18 protein-coding genes are annotated in these 21034 nt (G+C 45.1%); 11 read left to right on the forward strand and 7 right to left on the reverse strand.

The genetic code is table 11. The features are described 5' to 3' along the window. Positions 1 to 3: 3 nt before the first annotated feature. Both HRU69_00130 and HRU69_00135 read right to left on the reverse strand, forming a co-directional pair. Positions 4 to 1785: an arginine--tRNA ligase gene (locus HRU69_00130; protein ID QOI95975.1), complete on the reverse strand. Its 1782-nt coding sequence runs from the start codon at positions 1783 to 1785 to the stop codon at positions 4 to 6. Between the two features lie 78 nt (positions 1786 to 1863). Further along, complete coding sequence (locus HRU69_00135) at positions 1864 to 2841, reverse strand: deoxyhypusine synthase family protein (GenBank protein ID QOI95976.1); 978 nt, start codon at positions 2839 to 2841, stop codon at positions 1864 to 1866. 94 nt (positions 2842 to 2935) lie between these two features. Between HRU69_00135 and HRU69_00140 the strand changes: the two genes are divergently transcribed. Both HRU69_00140 and HRU69_00145 read left to right on the forward strand, forming a co-directional pair. Further along, on the forward strand, positions 2936 to 3142 hold the full coding sequence (locus tag HRU69_00140; protein QOI95977.1) for a hypothetical protein: 207 nt from the start codon (positions 2936 to 2938) through the stop codon (positions 3140 to 3142). A 55-nt stretch (positions 3143 to 3197) separates the two neighbouring features. Then, complete coding sequence (locus HRU69_00145) at positions 3198 to 3587, forward strand: hypothetical protein (protein QOI95978.1); 390 nt, start codon at positions 3198 to 3200, stop codon at positions 3585 to 3587. Positions 3588 to 3631: 44 nt separating this feature from the next. On the opposite strand, the gene HRU69_00150 is transcribed toward HRU69_00145, so the two are convergent. Both HRU69_00150 and rocF read right to left on the reverse strand, forming a co-directional pair. Beyond that, complete coding sequence (locus tag HRU69_00150; protein ID QOI95979.1) at positions 3632 to 4306, reverse strand: hypothetical protein; 675 nt, start codon at positions 4304 to 4306, stop codon at positions 3632 to 3634. A 263-nt stretch (positions 4307 to 4569) separates the two neighbouring features. Next, on the reverse strand, positions 4570 to 5532 hold the full coding sequence (gene rocF / locus HRU69_00155; GenBank protein QOI95980.1) for an arginase: 963 nt from the start codon (positions 5530 to 5532) through the stop codon (positions 4570 to 4572). Between the two features lie 292 nt (positions 5533 to 5824). Here rocF and HRU69_00160 point away from each other — a divergent pair, with 292 nt between their 5' ends. Then, positions 5825 to 7231 carry an arginine decarboxylase gene (locus HRU69_00160; GenBank protein QOI95981.1) on the forward strand — a complete coding sequence of 469 codons (1407 nt, stop codon included), beginning with the start codon at positions 5825 to 5827 and terminating at the stop codon, positions 7229 to 7231. Between the two features lie 67 nt (positions 7232 to 7298). On the opposite strand, the gene HRU69_00165 is transcribed toward HRU69_00160, so the two are convergent. Next, positions 7299 to 8900 carry a hypothetical protein gene (locus HRU69_00165; GenBank protein ID QOI95982.1) on the reverse strand — a complete coding sequence of 534 codons (1602 nt, stop codon included), beginning with the start codon at positions 8898 to 8900 and terminating at the stop codon, positions 7299 to 7301. 23 nt (positions 8901 to 8923) lie between these two features. Next, positions 8924 to 9397, reverse strand: a complete 474-nt coding sequence (locus tag HRU69_00170; protein ID QOI95983.1) for a YceI family protein — start codon at positions 9395 to 9397, stop codon at positions 8924 to 8926. 408 nt (positions 9398 to 9805) lie between these two features. On the opposite strand from HRU69_00170, the gene HRU69_00175 reads away from it, so the two are divergent. The 4 genes from HRU69_00175 to HRU69_00190 all read left to right on the forward strand — a co-directional run bounded on the left by HRU69_00175 (position 9806) and on the right by HRU69_00190 (position 16366). After that, complete coding sequence (locus tag HRU69_00175) at positions 9806 to 11932, forward strand: elongation factor G (protein QOI95984.1); 2127 nt, start codon at positions 9806 to 9808, stop codon at positions 11930 to 11932. Between the two features lie 202 nt (positions 11933 to 12134). Then, positions 12135 to 12881, forward strand: a complete 747-nt coding sequence (locus HRU69_00180; GenBank protein ID QOI95985.1) for a polyprenol monophosphomannose synthase — start codon at positions 12135 to 12137, stop codon at positions 12879 to 12881. Positions 12882 to 13037: 156 nt separating this feature from the next. Then, entirely contained in the window at positions 13038 to 14879 is a 1842-nt protein-coding gene (locus HRU69_00185; GenBank protein ID QOI95986.1) for a DUF3857 domain-containing protein, read from the forward strand. A 32-nt stretch (positions 14880 to 14911) separates the two neighbouring features. Continuing rightward, positions 14912 to 16366, forward strand: a complete 1455-nt coding sequence (locus HRU69_00190; protein QOI95987.1) for a hypothetical protein — start codon at positions 14912 to 14914, stop codon at positions 16364 to 16366. Here the strand turns inward: HRU69_00190 and HRU69_00195 are convergent. Beyond that, complete coding sequence (locus HRU69_00195; GenBank protein QOI95988.1) at positions 16363 to 17583, reverse strand: ABC transporter permease; 1221 nt, start codon at positions 17581 to 17583, stop codon at positions 16363 to 16365. The two genes, HRU69_00190 and HRU69_00195, sit on opposite strands and share 4 nt — an antisense overlap. 28 nt (positions 17584 to 17611) lie before the next feature. Between HRU69_00195 and HRU69_00200 the strand changes: the two genes are divergently transcribed. From HRU69_00200 to HRU69_00215, 4 genes are all read left to right on the forward strand, one after another. Continuing rightward, on the forward strand, positions 17612 to 18790 hold the full coding sequence (locus HRU69_00200) for a DUF1343 domain-containing protein (protein ID QOI95989.1): 1179 nt from the start codon (positions 17612 to 17614) through the stop codon (positions 18788 to 18790). A gap of 112 nt (positions 18791 to 18902) precedes the next feature. After that, positions 18903 to 19538 carry an endonuclease III gene (nth, locus tag HRU69_00205; GenBank protein QOI95990.1) on the forward strand — a complete coding sequence of 212 codons (636 nt, stop codon included), beginning with the start codon at positions 18903 to 18905 and terminating at the stop codon, positions 19536 to 19538. A gap of 26 nt (positions 19539 to 19564) precedes the next feature. After that, entirely contained in the window at positions 19565 to 20482 is a 918-nt protein-coding gene (locus tag HRU69_00210; GenBank protein QOI95991.1) for a methionyl-tRNA formyltransferase, read from the forward strand. A 16-nt stretch (positions 20483 to 20498) separates the two neighbouring features. After that, a complete protein-coding gene (locus HRU69_00215; protein QOI95992.1) occupies positions 20499 to 21002 on the forward strand; it encodes a dihydrofolate reductase in 504 nt (167 codons plus the stop codon). The last annotated feature ends 32 nt before the right edge of the window (positions 21003 to 21034 follow it).

The following is a 21034-nucleotide window of genomic DNA, read 5'->3' on the forward strand; positions in this document are numbered from 1 at the left end:
CAATTACATGCGTTCCGGAACCCGAATACCCAGCAACCCCATGGCCTGGCGGATGATGCGTGCAGTAACCTCAGATAAAACAATACGAAGGTTCAGTTTAGCCTGATCGGCCTCATTGAATATGCACACCGACTGGTAAAACTGGTTGTACTCTTTGGCCAGTTCGTATACATAATTGGCAATGATAGCCGGTGAATAGGCGGCCGCGGCCTCTTTTACTTTCTCGGGATACCGGTTTATCACCTGAATCACTTCACGTTCGGGTTTTTCAAGGTTTATTGTTTGATTTAGTGAAGTTACCTGAATTTTCAACTCAGCCGCTTTACGTAAAATAGCCTTGATGCGAGCATGGGTGTATTGCACAAACGGGCCGGTAAAACCCTGTAGCTGGATGGACTCGTTCGGATCAAACAGCATCCGCTTTTTCGGATCAACTTTAAGAAGGAAAAATTTAAGTGCCCCCAACCCGATTAGTTCGAATAACTGCCTGGCTTCATCATCGGTAAGCCCCTCAATTTTACCCAACTCCCGCGTTTGCTTCTCAGCTTCGGTAACCATTTCGGCCATCAGGTCATCGGCATCTACTACCGTGCCTTCGCGCGATTTCATTTTACCGGTGGGCAGATCAACCATGCCGTACGACAGGTGATAACATTTTTTTGCCCACGCATAGCCGAGCTTGCTTAAGATCAGGAATAAAACTTTAAAATGGTATTCCTGCTCATTACCCACAGTATATACCTGTCCTTCAATATTCGGAAAATCGCGGAAACGGAGAATAGCCGTGCCAATATCCTGCGTAATGTACACCGAGGTGCCATCGGCACGCAGTAAAACTTTTTGATCGAGGCCATCAGCAGTAAGGTCAACCCAAACAGAACCGTCCTCTTTCTTAAAGAAAACACCCTGCTTCAGTCCTTTCAATACTTCTTCTTTACCCAACAGGTACGTGTCCGATTCATAATACAGTTTTTCAAAGTCAACACCCATGCGTTTATAGGTTGCCTCAAAGCCGGCATACACCCAGCCGTTCAGGGTGCGCCACAACGCAACGGTTTCTTTATCCTTTGCTTCCCACTTTCGCAACAGGTCTACAGCCAGTTGCATAATGGGGGCTTCTTTTTCGGCTACCTCCTGGCTAATGCCCTGTTGCTTTAATTCCTCTGTTTGCTTTTTATAGTTCCTGTCAAACTCCACATAATATTTACCAACCAGGTGGTCGCCTTTCATGCCGCTGCTTTCGGGCGTTTCGCCATTACCAAAAAGTTTCCAGGCTGCCATCGACTTGCAGATGTGAATACCCCGGTCGTTGATAATCTGTACCCGGTGAACGGTATAGCCGTTGGCCTTATAGATTTCGCTGACGCTCCATCCCAGAAAATTATTCCGCAAATGCCCCAGGTGCAACGGCTTATTGGTATTGGGCGAGGAATACTCCACCATAATCTCTTTGCCGGATGGAGGCAGGTGTCCGAAATCTGCTTCGCGGTGGGCTGCCTGAAGAACAGTGAGCCATGCAGCATCTTTCAAAACCAGGTTTAAAAAACCTTTTACAACATTATACCCGGATACAACAGAAGAATGGGATGCAAGGTATTCGCCAATCAACTTCGCTGTTTCTTCAGGGCTCTTTTTAGAAATTTTCGTTAATGGAAAGCAAACCAGCGTGTGCGAACCTTCAAACTCAGGATTGGTGGGCTGCAATTGAAACTGATCGGCCGTGCCGTTAAAAAGTTGCTGAACAGCTTGTTGTATTTCGGAGCGAAGTGTCTGGTCGAGATTCATAAGAGACGTTAGTAGCAAGACATGAGTAGCAAGATAGTTTCATTTAAAGTCTTGCTACTTAAGTCTTACGTCTGACTATTACATATCAAGAATGTACGCGAAAATCAAAGGCGCAACAATTGTTGCATCCGACTCGATAATATATTTTGGAGTTTCGATGCTGAGTTTGCCCCAGGTGATTTTTTCATTCGGCACGGCACCGGAATACGACCCGTATGAGGTGGTGCTGTCGCTAATCTGGCAGAAGTAACTCCAGAAGGGAACGCCATCGCGCTCCAGGTCCTGGTGCAGCATGGGTACCACGCAAATCGGGAAGTCGCCCGCGATGCCTCCGCCAATCTGGAAGAAGCCGATGCCTTCGGTGCCGGCATTCTGCGTATACCAGTCGGCCAGCCATACCATGTATTCAATACCACTCTTCATGGTGGAGGCTTTCAGTTCGCCCGTTACACAATACGAAGCAAAGATGTTGCCCATGGTAGAATCTTCCCAGCCGGGCACAACCATCGGCAGGTTCTTTTCGGCAGCGGCAATCATCCACGAATTTTTCGGATCGATCTCGTAGTACTGCTTCAGGTCACCGCTGTTGAGCATGCGGTACATAAACTCATGCGGGAAGAGGCGCTCGCCTTTGTCTTCGGCATCTTTCCACACTTTAAAAAGATGCTTTTGCAATCGCCTGAACGCTTCTTCTTCAGGGATGCAGGTATCGGTAACACGGTTTAAATGATTTTGCAGCAGGTCCCACTCCTGTTCAGGGGTCAGGTCGCGGTAGTTGGGTATGCGCCTGTAATGCGAGTGAGCCACCAGGTTCATAATGTCCTCCTCCAGGTTGGCGCCCGTACAGGAGATGATGTGTACTTTGTTCTGGCGTATCATCTCCGACAAGCTGATGCCCAGTTCACCGGTGCTCATGGCCCCGGCCAGGGTAACCATCATCTTCTTGCCTTCGGCAATATGTTTTTTATATCCTTTGGCGGCATCCACCAGGGCCGCGGCATTAAAATGGAGGAAATTTTTTTCAATAAATGCTGAAATAGGGCGGTTTGAACTCATGGCAAAAAGTTTGGTGCGAAATTAAGGAAAGTAGTTGTAACCCCCACCTAATTTAGTCAGGGTACAAAATCGAAATTACTATCTTTACCAAGGAATGATTAACGTGATTGTTTATACCGGGTTTGACCAGGAAAAGTTGTTTCTGGATAAAAAGGGCATTGCATTAACCGATCAGGAAGCATTAATTGCCGCCCTGGATTTCATGGATTTCATTTCAGCCTTAAGGAGCCAACATAAAACCGAGCAAACAGACAAGGCCATCTCCTGGATCAGCCTTACTATGAAACAAGGCAATGATTGACAACGAAGTACGGAGTTGGCTAAAAAAAGTATGCGAGGCGTTAAACCAGTGCAAGGTGGAATATCTTGTAGTTGGAGGTACAGCGGTTGCCTTTTACGGATACAGCAGGATTTCGGGCATCACCTCTAAACAACCACAGGTTACCATTGACCTTGACTTCTGGTACAAGCCAACTCTTAGTAATTACAACAATCTGGTAACGGCCCTTAAAATTCTTGGGGTAGATGTTTCCGCCCTTTCAAATCTTGTTTTCGATCCTAAAAAGACATTTCTTAAAATTCCGCGTCCCAATTTTCACCTGGATTTTCTGCCAGAAATGACCGGGTTGGATTCGTTTTCAGTTTGTAAAGCAAACGCAAAACAAGTTAACCTTGATGGCAACAATATTTACATTTTAGGTTACAATGATTTAATTAAAAAAACCGGCAGTTGGCAGACCCGGTGATGTTGATGATGTTGAGAACCTGCCGGACCAGTAATATCTCCAAACTAAATTTTTGTTTCAAAAAACACCAGGTTATGGATGGGTTTGAACAGGTGGATTTCGATGGCATCGCCAATTTCGTACTTGTTAAATACTTTTTTCCTAACAAATACTTCAAGCCCATCGATGACCAATTTATAATGGGTGCTGTTCTCATCGGCATCAGTCAGTTTATCCGTAACAATTCCGCGTACTATGGTTTTCCTGCCGGTTTTAACTTTCTCATCATGCTTACGTATGGTGTACAGTAACCCCGCACCAAAACCTGTAGTGATAAGAATAACCAAAGCAAGCTGATAGTACAAGGCGTTAGGAACTCCGGTAACCCAAAGAAGAAAAACTCCGCCACCCGTTATAACCACAGTTCCCGCAATTACAGACAGAATCAGTTTTATCCGGTAGGCATTGAGAATCAGTTTATCCGATTCGTTCAGTTCTTGTTCGGTTTCAGTTAAAAGTTCGTGGCCTTCTTTACGCAGCTGGTTAATCTTTTCAAGTAAAGGCCTCCTTTTTCTTTGAGCGATGCGATAGCGGATAAACATAAAAACCGCTATTGCTATAAACACAATCACTGTAACATATACCTCATTACCTTCTTCGCGGGGAATAAAGAGAGCAGACAAGACCATGGCAACCATGACTACGCCAACGAAGTAAAAATCTTCTTTTTTCCAACTCATTTTTAGATTGCCGTTAAAGTGCTTTTAAATTGTTCGTACCGCTCCGGATCTGCATCAAATAATTTGCGATGAAAAAGCACGTAAGGATACCAACCTGTTTTATCGAATACATGCAACTCCACACCATCACCAAGCTGGTAAGTCGAAAAAACTTTTGAGTTTATACTCATCCTGATACCACTGATTATAAAAATGTTTGTTATAAAAATTCCTAACTCACCCCATCGCAGCAGATCATGGAATTTATCAGCAAGAGCTTTAAATTACTCTACAAATACCGGCCTGTCAACAATTGTTTTTGCGGTTGCTTCCAGAATTTCAAAAGCGTTCTCGGCCATCCGGTTCTCGGTGTCCAGTGTCGGGTTTACTTCCACAATTTCCCAGGCTACCAGTTTAGGGCTTTTAGCCAGCTCCACATTAAGCGTTTTTGCTTCATCAACGGTTAATCCGTTGGGCACAGGCGTGCCTGTTCCGGTGGATATACGACTATCAAGACTATCCACATCAAACGAAACATAAATCAGGTCGCAGTGGTCGAGCATCTCCAAAACACGGGTGGCAATTTTTGCGGGGCCCAGTTTCTTTACTTCATCGGCTTCAATGAAGTTGATGTTGTGCTTATTGATTAAATAGTTCTCGGGCTTTTCTAAGTCGCGCACGGCAATGTACACGATGTCTTCCGGGTAAATTTTAGGGCCGGGCATGCCTACATTTTTTATCTGCTCCCAGTACTCCAGCGTTTCACCCCGCGGATCGTTTACTTTACACTCCAGGTTATCAATACCGCAGGCCATGGCCAGCGGCATGCCGTGCATGTTACCCGATGGTGTGGTGAACGGTGTATGGATATCGGCATGGGCATCAATCCACACAACACCCAGCCGGGCATTGGGGTTTGCTTTTTTTATTCCGGCAATAGTTCCATATGCGGTACTGTGATCGCCCGCCATGATCAGCGGAAAGTAATCGTCCCACAGGGTTTCGTACACTTCCAGGCACACACGTTCCTCCATGATCATCACACCATCAATAAACTTGGCGTAGGCATGCTTGGCGCCATCGAATAACAATTCGTTAACATGCTCTACTTCTACCGACTCGTGTTGTTTGAAAAAATCAGACTTCAGGTCCAGGCTGGCAATTTTCATCGCCTCCACACCCAGGCTGGCCCCGCGGGTGCCGGCTCCGATTTCTGATTTTACCTCTATGATCTTTATCTCTTTCACAAAATACCAATTGAAATTAACGAATAAACCTACCTCTGAAAAGAACAGAAATTACCGCCCCCGGGTTTGCCTTAGAAATCGGGCAACGGGTTAAGCCCCTGATAAATTCGGGCGAAAACGAGGTTTTTAACGTGGTTTACCATGCTGTACAAGCGTTGCAAAGATGGTGAAATTATGGCAATATTGCACTCTTTTTTAGCGCTTCACTCCGTGTTACCTGTTGGGGTAATACCCGGAACAACCACCCCGGTAACGGTCGTGAACGGTAAACAGGCAGAACAAAAAAAATGAAATGAAGAGTTATCGCGAACTGATTGAACAAACCTTTGAATTCCCGCAAAAAGAATTTAAAGTACGCGACCATGAACTGTTGTTTAACGATGTTCCGCTCACTGAAATTATTGAGCAATACGGAACACCGCTAAAGCTAACGTACCTGCCCCGCATAAGCGAAAACATCCGTTTTGCCCAGGCCACCTTTAACAATGCCATCGAAAAATTTAAATATAACGGAACCTACACATACTGTTACTGCACCAAATCATCGCACTTCTCATTTGTATTGGAAGAAGCGTTGAAGAATAACGTGCACCTCGAAACATCTTCTTCTTTTGATATCCCCATAGTAAGAAGTTTGTACGAAGCCGGCCGCATCAGCAAGGACACGTACATCATTTGCAACGGCTTCAAAATGCCGCTCTACCTGCAGTACATTAACGAGTTACTCAACGAAGGCTTTAACTGCATTCCCATTCTCGACAATATGAACGAGTTGGAAGCCTATGAGAAAAATGCAACGAATCCGTATCGCGTAGGCATACGGGTTGCGGCCGATGAAGAACCGAATTTTGAATTTTATACTTCGCGCCTGGGCATCCGGTATAGCGACATTACCAATTTTTATAAAGAAAAAATTGCAACCAGCAGCAAGGCAACCCTTAAAATGCTGCACTTCTTTATCAATACAGGTATTAAAGACACCGCCTACTATTGGAGCGAACTGAGCCGCTTTATTTTCAAGTATTGCGAACTGAAGAAAATCTGCCCCACGCTCGACTCGGTGGATATCGGGGGCGGCTTTCCGATTAAAACATCGCTCACTTTCCAGTACGATTACAAGTATATGATCGAGCAGATTGTTGAAAACATCAAATGGATCTGCGACAAGAACAATGTGCCGGTACCCCATATTTTTACCGAGTTCGGAAGTTATACCGTAGGCGAAAGCGGAGCTGTGCTGTATAAGGTAATTGACCAGAAACTGCAAAACGACAAAGAATTGTGGTATATGATTGACGGCTCGTTCATCACCCACCTGCCCGATGCCTGGGGCCTTAATCAGAAATACATACTGCTGGCATTAAACAAATGGGATGATCCCTTCCACAAAGTGAATATTGGTGGACTCACGTGCGACAGTCACGATTACTATAATTCTGAAGCCCATACCGGTGAGGTGTTTCTTCCGATGATCAATGATGAGGAGCCTTTATATATCGGTTTCTTTCATACCGGAGCCTATCAGGAATCATTGGGCGGGTATGGCGGCATCCAGCATTGCCTGATACCGGCACCCAAGCATGTGTTGATTGACCGGAATGAGGATGGTGAAATTTCTACCTTACTTTTTGCCCCGGAACAAACCGAAGACAGTATGCTTAGTGTGCTTGGCTATAAAAAAACATTTGCACACTCCTGATAAGGGTTCACGCATAACAAAAAAACCTCCCGATGGGAGGTTTTTTTCTGGCGAATCAAAAGACGCTTCAGAAGGTAACAACACCTTGAATAACAAATCCTTTAAACTCGCCATTGGCAAACATGCTCGTGTCTTTAAAGCCAGCAGCAGATGTGGAGCGGTTGTCGAAGAATTCGGGGAATCCGGTATACTTCTGATTAACATACTCCCCTTTCAGGAGCACATTTTTGGTAATAAACCAACCACCGGCAAAGGCCGTCCGTTTGATGGTCACATCAACCCGGTCGCCCTGGTAAATGTAGCTGGCCGTGTTCGTAGCCTGGCCCAATGCAATTTCGGCATCAACTGAGTTGTACTTCACGCCCACAAAAAACTGTTCTTTCTTACCAAACCGATACAGTAAATCAACAGCAGACTGGGTGGCTTTGCGTTTATCCAGCTTATCGAAAACCGGTTTCAGGGTACCATCATTGTTGGTCGGATCACTGTATTGAAGTTCTCCATTTTCAACCGGTGAATTTCCGGTTGCCACTTCATACGTACCGAATAATTCAAGCCCTTTGAATTTAATGAAGGGGTTAATCACCCAACTTGTAATGTTATCTGTAATTCCCGGGTTAAAGCGGCCCGAAGTAAAGGCAGTGGTAACGGTTGCCGCATTGTTATCCATAACAAACTGATAATTTGACCCGGTGCGGTCGCCACCATATAACGTATTGCGTATAGATGACTTGGTGGTCAAGAATGTTCCGCTGAGTCTGACACGCAGATCCTCATTAACATTTTTATCATAGGCAGCTTTCCAGTACAGATTGGGGTCACGCTCGTTTGGCTTGGTAACGTTACCCTGGATTTCACCATCGGTATAGCCCATCATCAACATGAGGTCATTCTTATACCAGTACAGTTCCCAACCGATTTCGGTAGTGAAGGCATCCATGATGTTGTTTTCGATAAACGGATTCCATAGGGTATGCCCGCCATCTGACCTGCGGAAGTGTGCATCACCATAGTTAATTTCCATGTGGCCAACGCGCAGCGACAGGTTGGTCCAGAGTTTATCCATAAATGCGCTGTTCAGGAAACTCACTTTATCAACTTGCAGGTAGCCGCCCTTTACCCAAAATTCGTTATGGTGGTGGGATGCCATGTAGTTAGCCAGGTGTAACCGTACCCCATCGGCAAGCTGAACATCAAAATATAAGTTGGCCTGCGCCAGCGGGAATCCTGCGGACATTTCATACAATTGGTTGGAATTGGTTAATACCCGCTGGGTATTGGGTGCACCAATCGGGTCGGGCGTGTAAACCCAGGCGCCATATACATTCGGGTCGGGAGCGAAAGTACCCGGAGCCGCCACACCCGTTACCCGGTTAATAAAGTTACCGTTATCATCTTCAATCCAGGTGGTAGCACCATCAGCCAACACCACACGCGCTGAATTTGAGTGGGTAAATTTCTGAAAGCCTTGTGTAAAACCTGCGCCAATGCGCAGTTTAAAACCATCGTACGCTACGGTGTCTTTGTGCTTGTTTATTTCAAATACATTGACCCCTCGCTGATCATAAGGGCGAAAATACTGGATAGCCGGTTGTTGGGCCAGCAGGGGGCCCGCAAAGAAAGTCAGCAGCAGCGTACTGACTTTACCGATATGTTTTAAGTTGTTCATAACATGTTATTTAGGTTATACATCTATTTGTTCGGAGTAATAGTTAAATCAAATCTTACAATCACCTCCTCGCCTACTTTAATAGTGCCCATCATAGCGGTTGGCGGTTCCATTTTATAATCCTTCATTTTAATCTTATGCGATCCCGTAAACCGGATCTCGCCCGATGGCATTACTGTGTATTGAATTTCCATGGCAATGGATTGAGCGGCACCTGCCATGGTTAATGCTCCGGTGGTTTTCAACAGTCCATCGTGTACAGAAAGGGTTACCAGCCTATACGTGATGGCCGGGTATTTATCGTACTTAAATGCCTCCCATGTTTTGTTGTCCATCATTTTCCCTTTGGTACTCTTAATGGATTCTACCGGGATTTTCACATTTACATCTTTTACCTCCTTAAGTCTTGCGCCTTCTGTAACGAGGTTTCCGGAAAATTCAAGTTTAGTAACATCCGAAATCCAGTCGTGAAGTGTGGAGGTTCCCTCAATTGTCATCTTAAAGGTTTTGGTCTGATAATTCTGGGCGATGACCGTTTTTGCACAAACAATGGCGGATAAAAAAAATACTGCGAACAGACACTTGGAATTCGGATTTGGCCTCATGGTTTGCTGATTGATCACGCCATGAATGTATTGGCCCCTGTGTCGATCAGGAATGATAGCCATCACTACGTTGCGTGATAAATATCACATATCGGTATGTTTATTATCATGCCTTTAAAAGTTAGTGAGCCACCTGGAACAATTGTTTTGAGCCATGAGCAACCCAATGAGCACTTGCTTAAAAATTTGAAACAGCCTTAAAACAACGGACTTTTTTCTTGCAGCAATTTTCCTTTATTGAGTATATTCAAATCCCGTTTCTGTTAATTAAATCGTCAAACCTGCTAACCCCGCACGCCTATGAAAGTTTATGATGAAAAACACCTGAAAAACATCGTTTTGCTGGGAGCCCCGAAAACCGGCAAGACATTACTTGCCGAAGACATGCTGTTCGAAGCCGGTATCACCCACCGAAGAGGAACCATTGAAGGGAAAAATACGGTATCAGACTACCACGAAATAGAACAGGAACGGGGCAACTCCATTTTTGCTACCGTTTTACATACCGAGTGGCGCGATTATAAAATCAACATTATTGACACCCCGGGTTTTGACGATTTTATTGGTGAGATGATTTCGGCTATTCGCGTTGCCGATACCTGCGTAATGGTTATTAACGCACAACATGGTGTGGAGGTGGGCACCGAACTGATTTGGAAATATGTTGACGAATTTAACAAACCCGTAATCTTTGCCATTAACCAGGCCGATCACCCTAAGGCTGATTTTGAAAACTCGCTGGAGTCGCTGAAAAAGACATTCGGTAAAGCAGTAACCCAGATGCAATACCCCGTAAACCAGGGCGATGGATTTGATGCCATTATTGACCTGCTTAAAATGGTGATGTACAAGTTCCCGGCTGATGGCGGTAAGCCGCAGAAATTACCCATCCCCGACAGCGAAAAAGAAAAAGCCACCCACCTGCACAACGAACTGGTTGAAAAAGCGGCTGAGAACGATGAGAAGCTGATGGAAAAATACTTTGAAAAAGGAACCCTTGATGAAGACGAGATGCGGGAAGGCCTGAAATTGGGAATGATTCATCATGATGTTTTTCCGGTATTCGTCATGTCGGCCAAAAAAAACATGGGCAGCGGCCGCATGATGGGCTTTATTGATAACGTGGCCCCCTCGCCACGCGAAGCAAAACCCGAAGTTACTACTGATGGTAGGGAAATTCCTTACGATCCGACAAAACCCACAGCACTCTTTGTATTCAAATCGCATCTGGAACCCAACCTCGGCAAACTGTCATTCTTTAAAGTCATCTCCGGTGAAGTTACTTCCAACTCCGAACTGATTAACAGCCAAACGGGAGCCACCGAAAAGTTTCACCAGTTGTTTATTATGGATGGCAAAACACGCAACCCCGTTGATAAACTGGTGGCCGGTGACATTGGTGCAACGCTGAAATTAAAAGATACCTTCACCAATCAAACGCTGCACGCCAAAGGGTTTGATGTAACCATTCAGCCCATAGCTTACCCCGAACCCCGCATACGCACAGCCATTGTAGCACAGAGCAAAGGCGATGACGAAAAAATCGGTGAAGTATTACAGAAAATTCACCAGGAAGATCCTACACTGGAAGTCGGCTATTCGCGCGAACTGAAACAACTGATTATCTCCGGGCAGGGCGAAATGCACCTGGCTGTTTGCAAATGGTTTTTGGAACAGATGTACAAACTACATGTAGAGTACAAAACTCCCCGCATCTCCTATCGCGAAACCATCCGCAAGCCGGCTACAGCCATGTACCGGCATAAAAAACAATCGGGCGGTGCCGGCCAGTTTGGTGAAGTACACCTGAAAGTGGAGCCGTATTACGAAGGCATGCCAGAACCCACCGACTATTCGGTGCGCGGCAAAGAATTCATTGATCTTGAATGGGGCGGCAAACTTGCCTTCTACAACTGTATTGTTGGCGGAGTAATTGATGCGCGGTTCATTCCCTCCATATTAAAAGGCATAATGGAAAAAATGGAAGAAGGGCCGATTACCGGATCGTACGTACGCGATGTGCGTGTTTGCGTTTACGATGGCAAAATGCACCCCGTTGACTCAAACGATATTTCCTTTAAAATAGCCGGCATGATGGCCTTCAAAGAAGCTTTCTTAAATGCCGAACCCATTTTGCTTGAACCTATTTATGATATTGAAGTGATGGTGCCCGAAGAAATTATGGGCGATGTGATGGGCGACCTGCAAACCCGCAGGTCGATGATTATGGGTATTGACTCGAAAGGAAATTTTCAGGTAGTAAAAGCACGCACCCCGCTTGCGGAACTCGACCGGTATTCTACAACGCTTCGTTCGCTGTCGCAGGGAAGAGCAAGTTTTACTCAAACGTTTGCCGAATACGTGCAGGTACCGTTTGAACTTCAGCAAAAATTAGCGAAACAAACACAAGAAGCCGAACTGGTTTAAGTACTCGTAATCCGGCTAACCACACAGCAGCGTAAAGGAGGTACAACGGTTACACAGAAGGAGGTTACTATATTGCATTCTTCGTGTCCTTTGTGTGAACCCTGCGACCATTTGTGTTCATGATTTAATTTTAAGATACCATTTAATTACAGGTGTCGTCAGGCAATAAAAATTAGTAGTTTTGCCCGTAACCAGTCCCACTGTGAGCGATTCAATCGTTATCATACCTACATATAACGAAAAGGAAAATATTGAAGCCATTATTGCTGCAGTATTTTCTTTACCCGTTCCCTTCCACATTCTGGTTGTTGATGACAATTCGCCTGATAACACAGGCGATATTGTAGGGTCCCTTCAGTTACAATACAACACCACCGGCACACGCCTGCACCTGCTCAGGCGCAAAGAAAAACAAGGGCTGGGCACGGCCTACATAGCCGGCTTTCATTACTGCCTCGACAAAGGATACGAGTACATTATGGAAATGGACGCGGACTTCTCGCACAACCCGGCAGATCTGCCGCGACTGCTTAACGCCTGTAAAGACAGGGGGTATGACATGGCCATCGGCTCGCGTTATGCTACCGGTGTTAACGTGGTAAACTGGCCTATCGGGCGGGTGCTGCTCTCGTATTTTGCCAGCTCGTATGTTCGTTTTATTACCGGTATGCCCATTCGCGACACTACGGCTGGATTTATCTGCTACAAACGAAAAGTTCTTCAAACAATACCCTTGGATAAGGTAAAATTTGTGGGGTATGCCTTTCAGATTGAATTAAAATTCAAAACCTGGAAATACGGATTTAAAATTACTGAGGTGCCCATTATTTTCACCGAACGCGAGCGCGGACAATCCAAACTTTCGGCCGGTATTTTTAAAGAGGCTTTTTTAGGGGTAATTCAGCTTGAACTTCAGAGTTGGTTTAAGAAATACAATCACCCAAACTAAACTTTACCTATGCGAGCATTCCTAGTACTCTTCGCGTTAACACTTGCTTATCAAAGCAATGCCCAACAGGATATCGGCTTTCCATTTGGAAAGGTTACTCTGGAGGAATTGAAAATGACCACCTACACCAACGACACTTCGGCCAGTGCAGTTTTTTTGAATGAGTTTGGTGATGCTTTTTTCGATCCGCAGGATAATCAGTTGATATTCGACTACCACTGCAAAATAAAAATCTTAAAGCCTGAGGGAGTCCGCTTTGGTGATTTCGAAGTTTCACTTTATAAATCAATTATTTCACCAGGTAAAGAAACCTTAATGTCTGTAAAGGGTTCAGTATTTAATCTGGAAAACAATCAGATAATAGAAAGTAAACTTGAACAACGGGATGTTATATCCGAGTCAGTGAACAAAAACTATGATGTTAAAAAATTTGCACTGCCCAATGTTCGCGTTGGCAGCGTCATTGAAGTTATCTATCAAACCAGTTCACCATTTATTTACAATTTCCATGGCTGGAAATTCCAGGCTGAAATTCCAAAAATCAAAAGCGAGTATCATGTTAAAATTCCCGGAAAGTATATCTATAACATCCAGCTAAAAGGCTTTCTCAACTTGTCGAAAAACGAAAGCACCATTGTAAAAGATTGCATGGGCAACAGAAATTCCCCGGGTTCACCTTCCGTTGATTGTGTTGAAAATAAGTATGGAATGGAGAATATCCCGGCCTTTGATGAGGAAGATTACATGACTGCAAAAAAGAACTTTATATCTGCAATTACATTCGAACTCTCCGAAATAAGGCACCTCGATGGGCATGTAGAGAAAATTACCAAAGAATGGAAAGATGCCGAGAAAGAACTTAGCCTTGAACAACGCTTTGGGCGTCAACTCAAACGCGGAAAAGAAATTGGTAAACAGATTGACCTTGCAATTGGAAATGAGAATGACCCGCTTGAGAAGGCAAAAAAAATATATACCTACATAAAGGATCATTTTATGTGGAACGAGGTTTTCGGCTTTCTTAGCGACCTGGGTGTAAAAAAGGCATTTGATACCAAAACCGGTAGCGTTGCCGATATTAATCTTACGCTGATTGCGGCACTGGATTATGCCGGATTCCAGGTTGAACCCATGTTGCTCTCAACCCGTGCAAACGGACTCGCAACTGAGTTACATCCTGTATTAAGCGACTTTAACTATGTGGTCGCTAAACTGAATCTAGATAACACCATTTATCTTCTCGATGCGACCGACCCTTATCTCCCATTTGGGATGTTACCCGAACGGTGCTGGAATGGAAAGGGGAGGGTTTTTGGAGAAAAAAATTCTTATTGGCTTGACTTAAAACCGTTAGAAAAAGATAAAAAAGTGAGTGTATATACTTTGGAACTTGACCCCAATGGAGTTGTAAAAGGAACTGTTCAATATAATTATTACGGATATGCATCTGTAAACCAACGCAAGAAGATTCTTGCCTTTGGTGATACAAAAAATTACGTTTCGGACCTTCAGAAAAAATCCGGTTTAAGCAATATCCTGAATTATACCATATCAGGGCTAGAAGATATTTATGCACCAATTGTCGAGAAATTTACCGTAGAAATCGAAGGCATTGATAATCTCAACAAGAGTACGCTATTCATAAATCCCTTTTTCGCCAGCAAAATCGTAACCCAAAATCCTTTCAGGTCTGCACAACGCCTTTATCCGGTCGATTTTGGTGTACCTATGGAAAGGACCTCTGTGTTGAACTTGTCTATTCCAGAAGGTTTTGAACTTGTTGAGCGTCCGGACCCTGTAACCCTAAGTCTACCTTCCGGTGGTGGACGATTTGTTTACCAGGCACTTGCACTGGGCAACAATAAGTTTGCAATCAACTATTCACTCGTACTTAATAAAACAGTTTATAATTCACAGGAATATCAGTTCCTCAAGAACTTTTTCGGAAGGATTATACAGATTCAGCAAGCAGATTTGATTTTCAGAAAGGCGAAATAATCCTTATTCCAGTCCACAATTAACCAGCCACCATGCGCAAAGGAATAATGATCCTAGCGGGTTTTACAGGAATAATATACCTGCTGTTACTCATACCCGGGCGCCCAATAAATCACTTTGCACCTGCTACCTCCACTCCCTTTACCTGGAACATGGATACACGCTGGCAGGAACTGCAAATGCAATTTGAAGAAGCCAGGCTTTTCTCTGCCGAAAAAAAAGATTCATTTGTTACGCAGCACCGGCACCACCTTGAACAATTGATCGCAGGCTTTGAAACGGCCGGTAATCCATTGCTGGCCGAAGAGTATCCCAACCTGCTGAACGCCCTCTTTAATGCCGCCCCCATCGTAGCAGCAAGCGGTGAAACCGATTGGTTTATTCGAGCATACAATCAAGCCCGAAGGCATGTTAAGTACCAAAGCAGAAACATGGATCTTAATGATCAGGAAAACCGGGCCATGCTATACCGGCTGCTGTACGGACTTCGCGCTGCCGTTGAAGAGGTGTTACTGCAGCAAAACACCACCCACTTTAACCCTGTTCAGCAAGTTACCGATGAACCTTCCGTTACACCTTCAGCTGTAATAAATGGCATTCACGTGCATAGCGGTGACTTGCTGGTATCACGCGGAGGTGCCGAAGTTTCTGCTTTCATTAGCAGGGGCAACGATTACCCTGGAAATTTCTCGCACGTAGCTTTACTGCATGTGGATGAGGCAGGCAAAGCCAGTTTAATTGAAGCCCACATCGAGAAAGGTGTTGCCCTTGCCACGGTTGATGAATACCTGAAAGATAAAAAACTGCGTTTCATGGTACTGCGCCCCCGAGCCGACTTGCCGCAACTCATTAAAAACCCCATGCTACCCCACCGGGCTGCGCAAACTGCGCTGGCTGAAAGCAACCGCAGGCATATCCCCTACGATTTCAAAATGAATTTTTACGATTCATCGGCCATGTTTTGCTCGGAAGTAGGCTCGTATGCCTACCGCAAAAACGGCATTCAATTGTGGCAGGCCGTTTCTACTATTTCTTCAGCCGGAGTGGCAAGCTGGCTAAGCGCTTTTGGTGTTGAGAATTTTGTAACACAGATGCCCTCTGATCTGGAATATGATCCACAACTTTCCGTTGTAGCCGAATATTGCGATCCGGAAACTTTATTTAAAGACCATCTTGATAATGCCGTGATGGACGTGCTTTACGAACAGGCTGATAAAGGCAAACAAATTTCTTACATCCGCTGGCTGCTGCCTGTTGCGCGGATTATTAAAGGTTACTCAATCATTCAGAATACACTGGGATACCCGGGCATCATTCCTGAAGGCATGACAGCAACCCAGGCGTTGAAAAACAGTACGTTTGTTGCACTTTACCAGGAAACACGCCAATCCACCCGGGAAAAAGTTGATCGTTTTATTACTGAAAAAAAGTATCGGCCGCCCTATTGGGAGCTGGTTAACATGGCACGCAAATCGGTGCCAAACTAATCAAAACGAATAGCTTTTATAGGACTGATGCGCGTTACGATTGTAGTTGGTAATAACAATACAACCGCAACGACAGTGAAGGTAAGCAGGTTGAGCGAAACCACCAGGGGCCAGTTCCAACTGATGGGAACAAAACTCATATAATAGTCTTTTGGATCCAGGGGTATCAGTTTAAACCGGTCTTGCAAAAAACAAAAACCCAGGCCGATAAGATTTCCAATGGCCAGTCCTTTTACGATTAACTGAATACCACTGTAAACAAACACCCATCGGATTAATTTATCGGTAGCGCCCAGCGCCTTCAGCATGCCAATCATTTGGGTACGTTCCATCACCAGGATAAGAATAATCGAAATCATATTAACGCACACAACTGACAGGATGATGGCCAGTAAAATATTAACCTGGCGGCTAAGCAGGTGCAGCCACTCAAACACCTGTATGTACTTGTCTTTAACGGCATACACATTCAGGTCAAAATCAATTTGTTCGCCCAGCGCATAGCCGGCTTCATCAATCCGGTTTACATCGTTTACAAACACTTCAATGCCTCCGGCAATGCTATCGGCCCAGTCATTCAACCGGGCGATCAGCCGGATATCGCCAAGGATGATTTTGCCATCAAAGTATTCGGAAAGGTTTGTCTCGTAAATTCCGCTAACACGCAACCGCCTGAAACGCGGGGGGTTCTGAAAAAAATGAACGATTACCTGATCGCCCACATCCAGGTTAAGCTTATTGGCAATGGATTTACTGATAACAACTTCGTTCGAGTAGCCCGAATCCGGAAAGTGGATGAACCTTCCCGTTACCATATTGGTATGGAATGAAAGGGTATCAAAACTTCTTCCCACACCCTTCAGCACAATACCCAGTACTTCCTCACCGGTTTTGATAAGCCCGGCTTTATGGGCATACTCCTGCATGTGCCGCACCAGGCCCGACCGGTTGAAATTTTTATACAAGTCCACATTAACATCCATCGGTGTTTCCTCTACCGAGTTATTCATGGTAAACTTGTTGATGAGTAAATGGCCGCTGAAACTGTAAATCTTGTTCTTAACCGTATCCTGAAAGCCCCGCATGATTAGAAACGAGATGATGGCAGCGGCCAACCCGATGCCGATGCTGGCCACGGCTATCTTATGGATGGTGGATGAAAAACTCTCGCCCACCTCACGGCTGATTCGCTTTGATATAAAATAAGAAAGGTTCATTTATATTTATAAGCAAGATAACGAAGATATGATTCGCACTCTACTTATGGTACTGGTATTAAGTTGCTCCAATAATCCCAGGTATTCTTATCCAGACCAACAACATGAAGAAATGCCTGCAAACGAAATAATTGTAGGAGCCCGACAATTGGATGTTCTGCTCCCAAAACTCGTTTCGCAGCGGGTAGCGCTGCTGGTAAACCATACCGCGCTGGTCGGCAAAACCCACCTGGCCGATACCTTGCTTAAACGCAACGTAAACCTGGTTAAAATATTCGTTCCTGAACACGGCTTTCGTGGTACAGCCGATGCCGGTGAAGAAATAAAAGATGGAACCGACACAAAAACCGGACTACCGCTGGTCTCCTTATATGGATCGAATAAAAAGGCATCCCCCCAGCAACTGGCTGATGTGGACGTAGTGATATTCGATATACAGGATGTAGGTACTCGCTTCTTCACCTATATAAGTTCCATGCATTACATGATGGAGGCCTGTGCGGAGAACAACAAAAAACTTATTGTGCTCGATCGGCCTAACCCCAACGGGTATGTTGACGGGCCGTTACTGCAACCCGAACTAAAATCGTTTGTCGGTATGCACCCGGTGCCCATTGCACATGGGCTTACGGTTGGTGAACTCGCCCTGATGATTAATGGCGAAAGGTGGCTGGGTGAAAATAAAAAATGCAACCTCGAAGTGATTACGGTTAAAAACTGGAAGCACGATGACTTTTATTCCGTGCCGGTTCGGCCATCGCCAAATTTGCCCGATGATCAATCCGTTAAACTGTATCCCTCCACTTGTTTGTTCGAAGGAACTGTACTGAGCGTGGGTCGCGGAACAAAAACTCCCTTCCAGGTTATCGGGCACCCCGAATTAAAAGGTATGTCCTTTCAATTCACCCCCGTAAGTATTAACGGCATGTCGAAAAACCCACCGCATGAAAACAAAGTGTGTTACGGCATTGACCTGAGGAACGTTCCGGTAAAACGGCAGATCGATCTCAGCTACATCATCAGCCTGTACAAGGCATTTCCTGACAAGGAAAAATTTTTCATCAGCTATTTCGATAAGCTGGCGGGCACAACGCGGTTGCGGGAACAAATCACGCAAGGACTTGACGAAGCAACAATCCGGCAGAGCTGGCAGGAGGAATTGAACGGGTATAAGGAAAAGAGGAAGAAATATCTTTTGTATCCGTAAAGTTAGCTGCAGGTTACAAGCCACAAGCTGCAAGTTTATCGTTGGATCTTGAAACTTGTGGCTTGTGGCTTGCTGCTATAAGTTGGCAAATGAAAAGTCTGAGATTTTAAACATGACCAAATCCGAAAAAGTAAACGACATCCTCCGCCTGCTGGATACGTATGTTCCTGACGTTCCTGTACCGTTGCACCACAACGATGCCTACACCTTATTGATTTCTGTTTTGCTTTCAGCCCAATGCACCGATGAACGCGTAAACAAAACAACACCTCATCTTTTTAAACTTGCCGATAATCCATTCGATATGATGAAGCTATCGGTGGAAGAGATCCGGGAAATCATCAAGCCCTGCGGGTTGTCGCCCATGAAATCGAAAGGCATTGCCGGGCTGTCAAAAATACTGGTGGAAAAATACAACGGCCGCGTACCCGACACCTTTGAAGAACTGGAGGCATTGCCGGGCGTTGGGCACAAAACCGCCTCCGTAGTGATGACGCAATGGTTCGGAAAACCAGCCTTCCCGGTAGATACGCACATCCATCGGCTGGCCTACCGCTGGGGGCTTTCCAGCGGAAAAAGCGTAGAACAAACCGAGAAAGACCTGAAACGACTCATTCCGGAAAAAAAGTGGAACAAGGCTCACCTGCAAATCATCTATTTCGGGCGCCAATACTGCCCGGCACGGGGCCATACTTGGAGGGAATGCCCCATCTGTTCAAAATACCTGCGCAAAGAACTTCGTGACTGAATGGGTTCACTATTTTTACGCCTGCCATGAATGACCTCCGCATCATCTTTATGGGCACACCCGAGTTTGCCGTGCCCAGCCTGGAAATACTGCTTGAAAATAAATTCAATGTAGTGGCGGTGGTTACGGCACCCGATAAACCCCAGGGGCGTGGGCAAAAAATTACAGGTTCACCGGTAAAGGAATGCGCTTTGCGGCACAACATTCCCGTGCTTCAGCCCGCTAACCTCAAATCACCAGCTTTCATTGAAGAACTGAAAAGTTACCATGCCAACCTGCAGGCAGTTGTGGCCTTTCGGATGTTGCCCGAAGTGGTTTGGGCGATGCCAAAACTTGGAACATTTAACCTGCATGCCTCCCTCCTTCCTCAATATCGCGGAGCCGCACCCATTAACTGGGCCATCATCAATGGCGAAAAAGAAACCGGGGTTACCACGTTTTTCCTGAAACATGAAATTGATACCGGCAGCATCATCTACCAGGAAAAAGAACCCATTTATGATACCGATGATGCCGGCTCGTTGTATGAGCGCTTAAAAATTAAAGGAGCAACACTGGTTTTAAAAACTGTTCAGGCCATTCAGTCGGGTAACTACCCTTCACTACCGCAGGATGAATCGGCTACCATTAAACACGCTCCTAAAATTTTTAAAGAAACCTGCCGGATAAACTGGCACCTGCCCGCCCAACAGATTTACAATTTTGTACGCGGACTTAGTCCGTACCCGGCAGCCTGGACAGTTCTCAACGATAAAGCGTATAAAATCTTAAAAACTGAGGTTTTACAAAAGCAACTTGGGGTAGATGCCGGAGGAATTGAGACCGACAACAAAACCTATCTTTATATCCAAACTTCCAACGGTTGCATTTCTATTGCTGAACTTCAGCCTGAAGGAAAAAGAAAAATGAGTATTACAGAATTTTTCAGGGGCAATAAATTATAAATACAAGAAACAGAAGATGATTATTTCATTAATAGCCGCATTAACAAAAAACCGGGTCATCGGTAAAAACAACGACCTGCCCTGGCACTTGCCCGATGATATGAAGTACTTTATGCAAACTACCAAGGGGCACCACGTTATCATGGGCCGTAAAAATTATCAATCCATACCCGAAAAATTCAGGCCGCTGCCGAACCGCACCAATATTGTTGTAACCCGACAGTCGGAATTTTCAGCGCCCGGTTGTATCGTAGTGCATTCTGTAGAACAAGGATTGGAAGTGGCACGTAACAACAACGAAACCGAGGTTTTCATTATCGGTGGTTCAGAAATTTACCGCGCTGGTTTTGCTTATGCCGAAAAGCTGTACCTCACCGAGATTGACACAACCCTTGAAGGCGATACGTATTTTCCTTTATTTGATAAACAACAGTGGAGAGAGATAGCCCGCAGGCATCATCCGGCCGATGACCGCCATGCCCATGCTTTTGATTTTGTGGTGTACGAAAAAATTAACTAACCTTTCATGTAGTACCTTTAAAATAAAAAAGC

Source organism: Flammeovirgaceae bacterium (assembly GCA_015180985.1).
Lineage (GTDB): Bacteria > Bacteroidota > Bacteroidia > Cytophagales > Cyclobacteriaceae > UBA2336.

Excerpts from the sequence above, each read along its gene's own strand:
- HRU69_00130 (QOI95975.1), bottom strand. The coding sequence starts at position 1,785 with ATGAATCTCGACCAGACACTTCGCTCCGAAATACAACAAGCTGTTCAG.
- HRU69_00135 (QOI95976.1), bottom strand. The coding sequence starts at position 2,841 with ATGAGTTCAAACCGCCCTATTTCAGCATTTATTGAAAAAAATTTCCTC.
- HRU69_00140 (QOI95977.1), top strand. The coding sequence starts at position 2,936 with ATGATTAACGTGATTGTTTATACCGGGTTTGACCAGGAAAAGTTGTTT.
- HRU69_00150 (QOI95979.1), bottom strand. The coding sequence starts at position 4,306 with ATGAGTTGGAAAAAAGAAGATTTTTACTTCGTTGGCGTAGTCATGGTT.
- HRU69_00160 (QOI95981.1), top strand. The coding sequence starts at position 5,825 with ATGAAGAGTTATCGCGAACTGATTGAACAAACCTTTGAATTCCCGCAA.
- HRU69_00165 (QOI95982.1), bottom strand. The coding sequence starts at position 8,900 with ATGAACAACTTAAAACATATCGGTAAAGTCAGTACGCTGCTGCTGACT.
- HRU69_00170 (QOI95983.1), bottom strand. The coding sequence starts at position 9,397 with ATGACAATTGAGGGAACCTCCACACTTCACGACTGGATTTCGGATGTT.
- HRU69_00175 (QOI95984.1), top strand. The coding sequence starts at position 9,806 with ATGAAAGTTTATGATGAAAAACACCTGAAAAACATCGTTTTGCTGGGA.
- HRU69_00190 (QOI95987.1), top strand. The coding sequence starts at position 14,912 with ATGCGCAAAGGAATAATGATCCTAGCGGGTTTTACAGGAATAATATAC.
- HRU69_00195 (QOI95988.1), bottom strand. The coding sequence starts at position 17,583 with ATGAACCTTTCTTATTTTATATCAAAGCGAATCAGCCGTGAGGTGGGC.
- HRU69_00200 (QOI95989.1), top strand. The coding sequence starts at position 17,612 with ATGATTCGCACTCTACTTATGGTACTGGTATTAAGTTGCTCCAATAAT.
- nth (QOI95990.1), top strand. The coding sequence starts at position 18,903 with ATGACCAAATCCGAAAAAGTAAACGACATCCTCCGCCTGCTGGATACG.
- HRU69_00210 (QOI95991.1), top strand. The coding sequence starts at position 19,565 with ATGAATGACCTCCGCATCATCTTTATGGGCACACCCGAGTTTGCCGTG.
- HRU69_00215 (QOI95992.1), top strand. The coding sequence starts at position 20,499 with ATGATTATTTCATTAATAGCCGCATTAACAAAAAACCGGGTCATCGGT.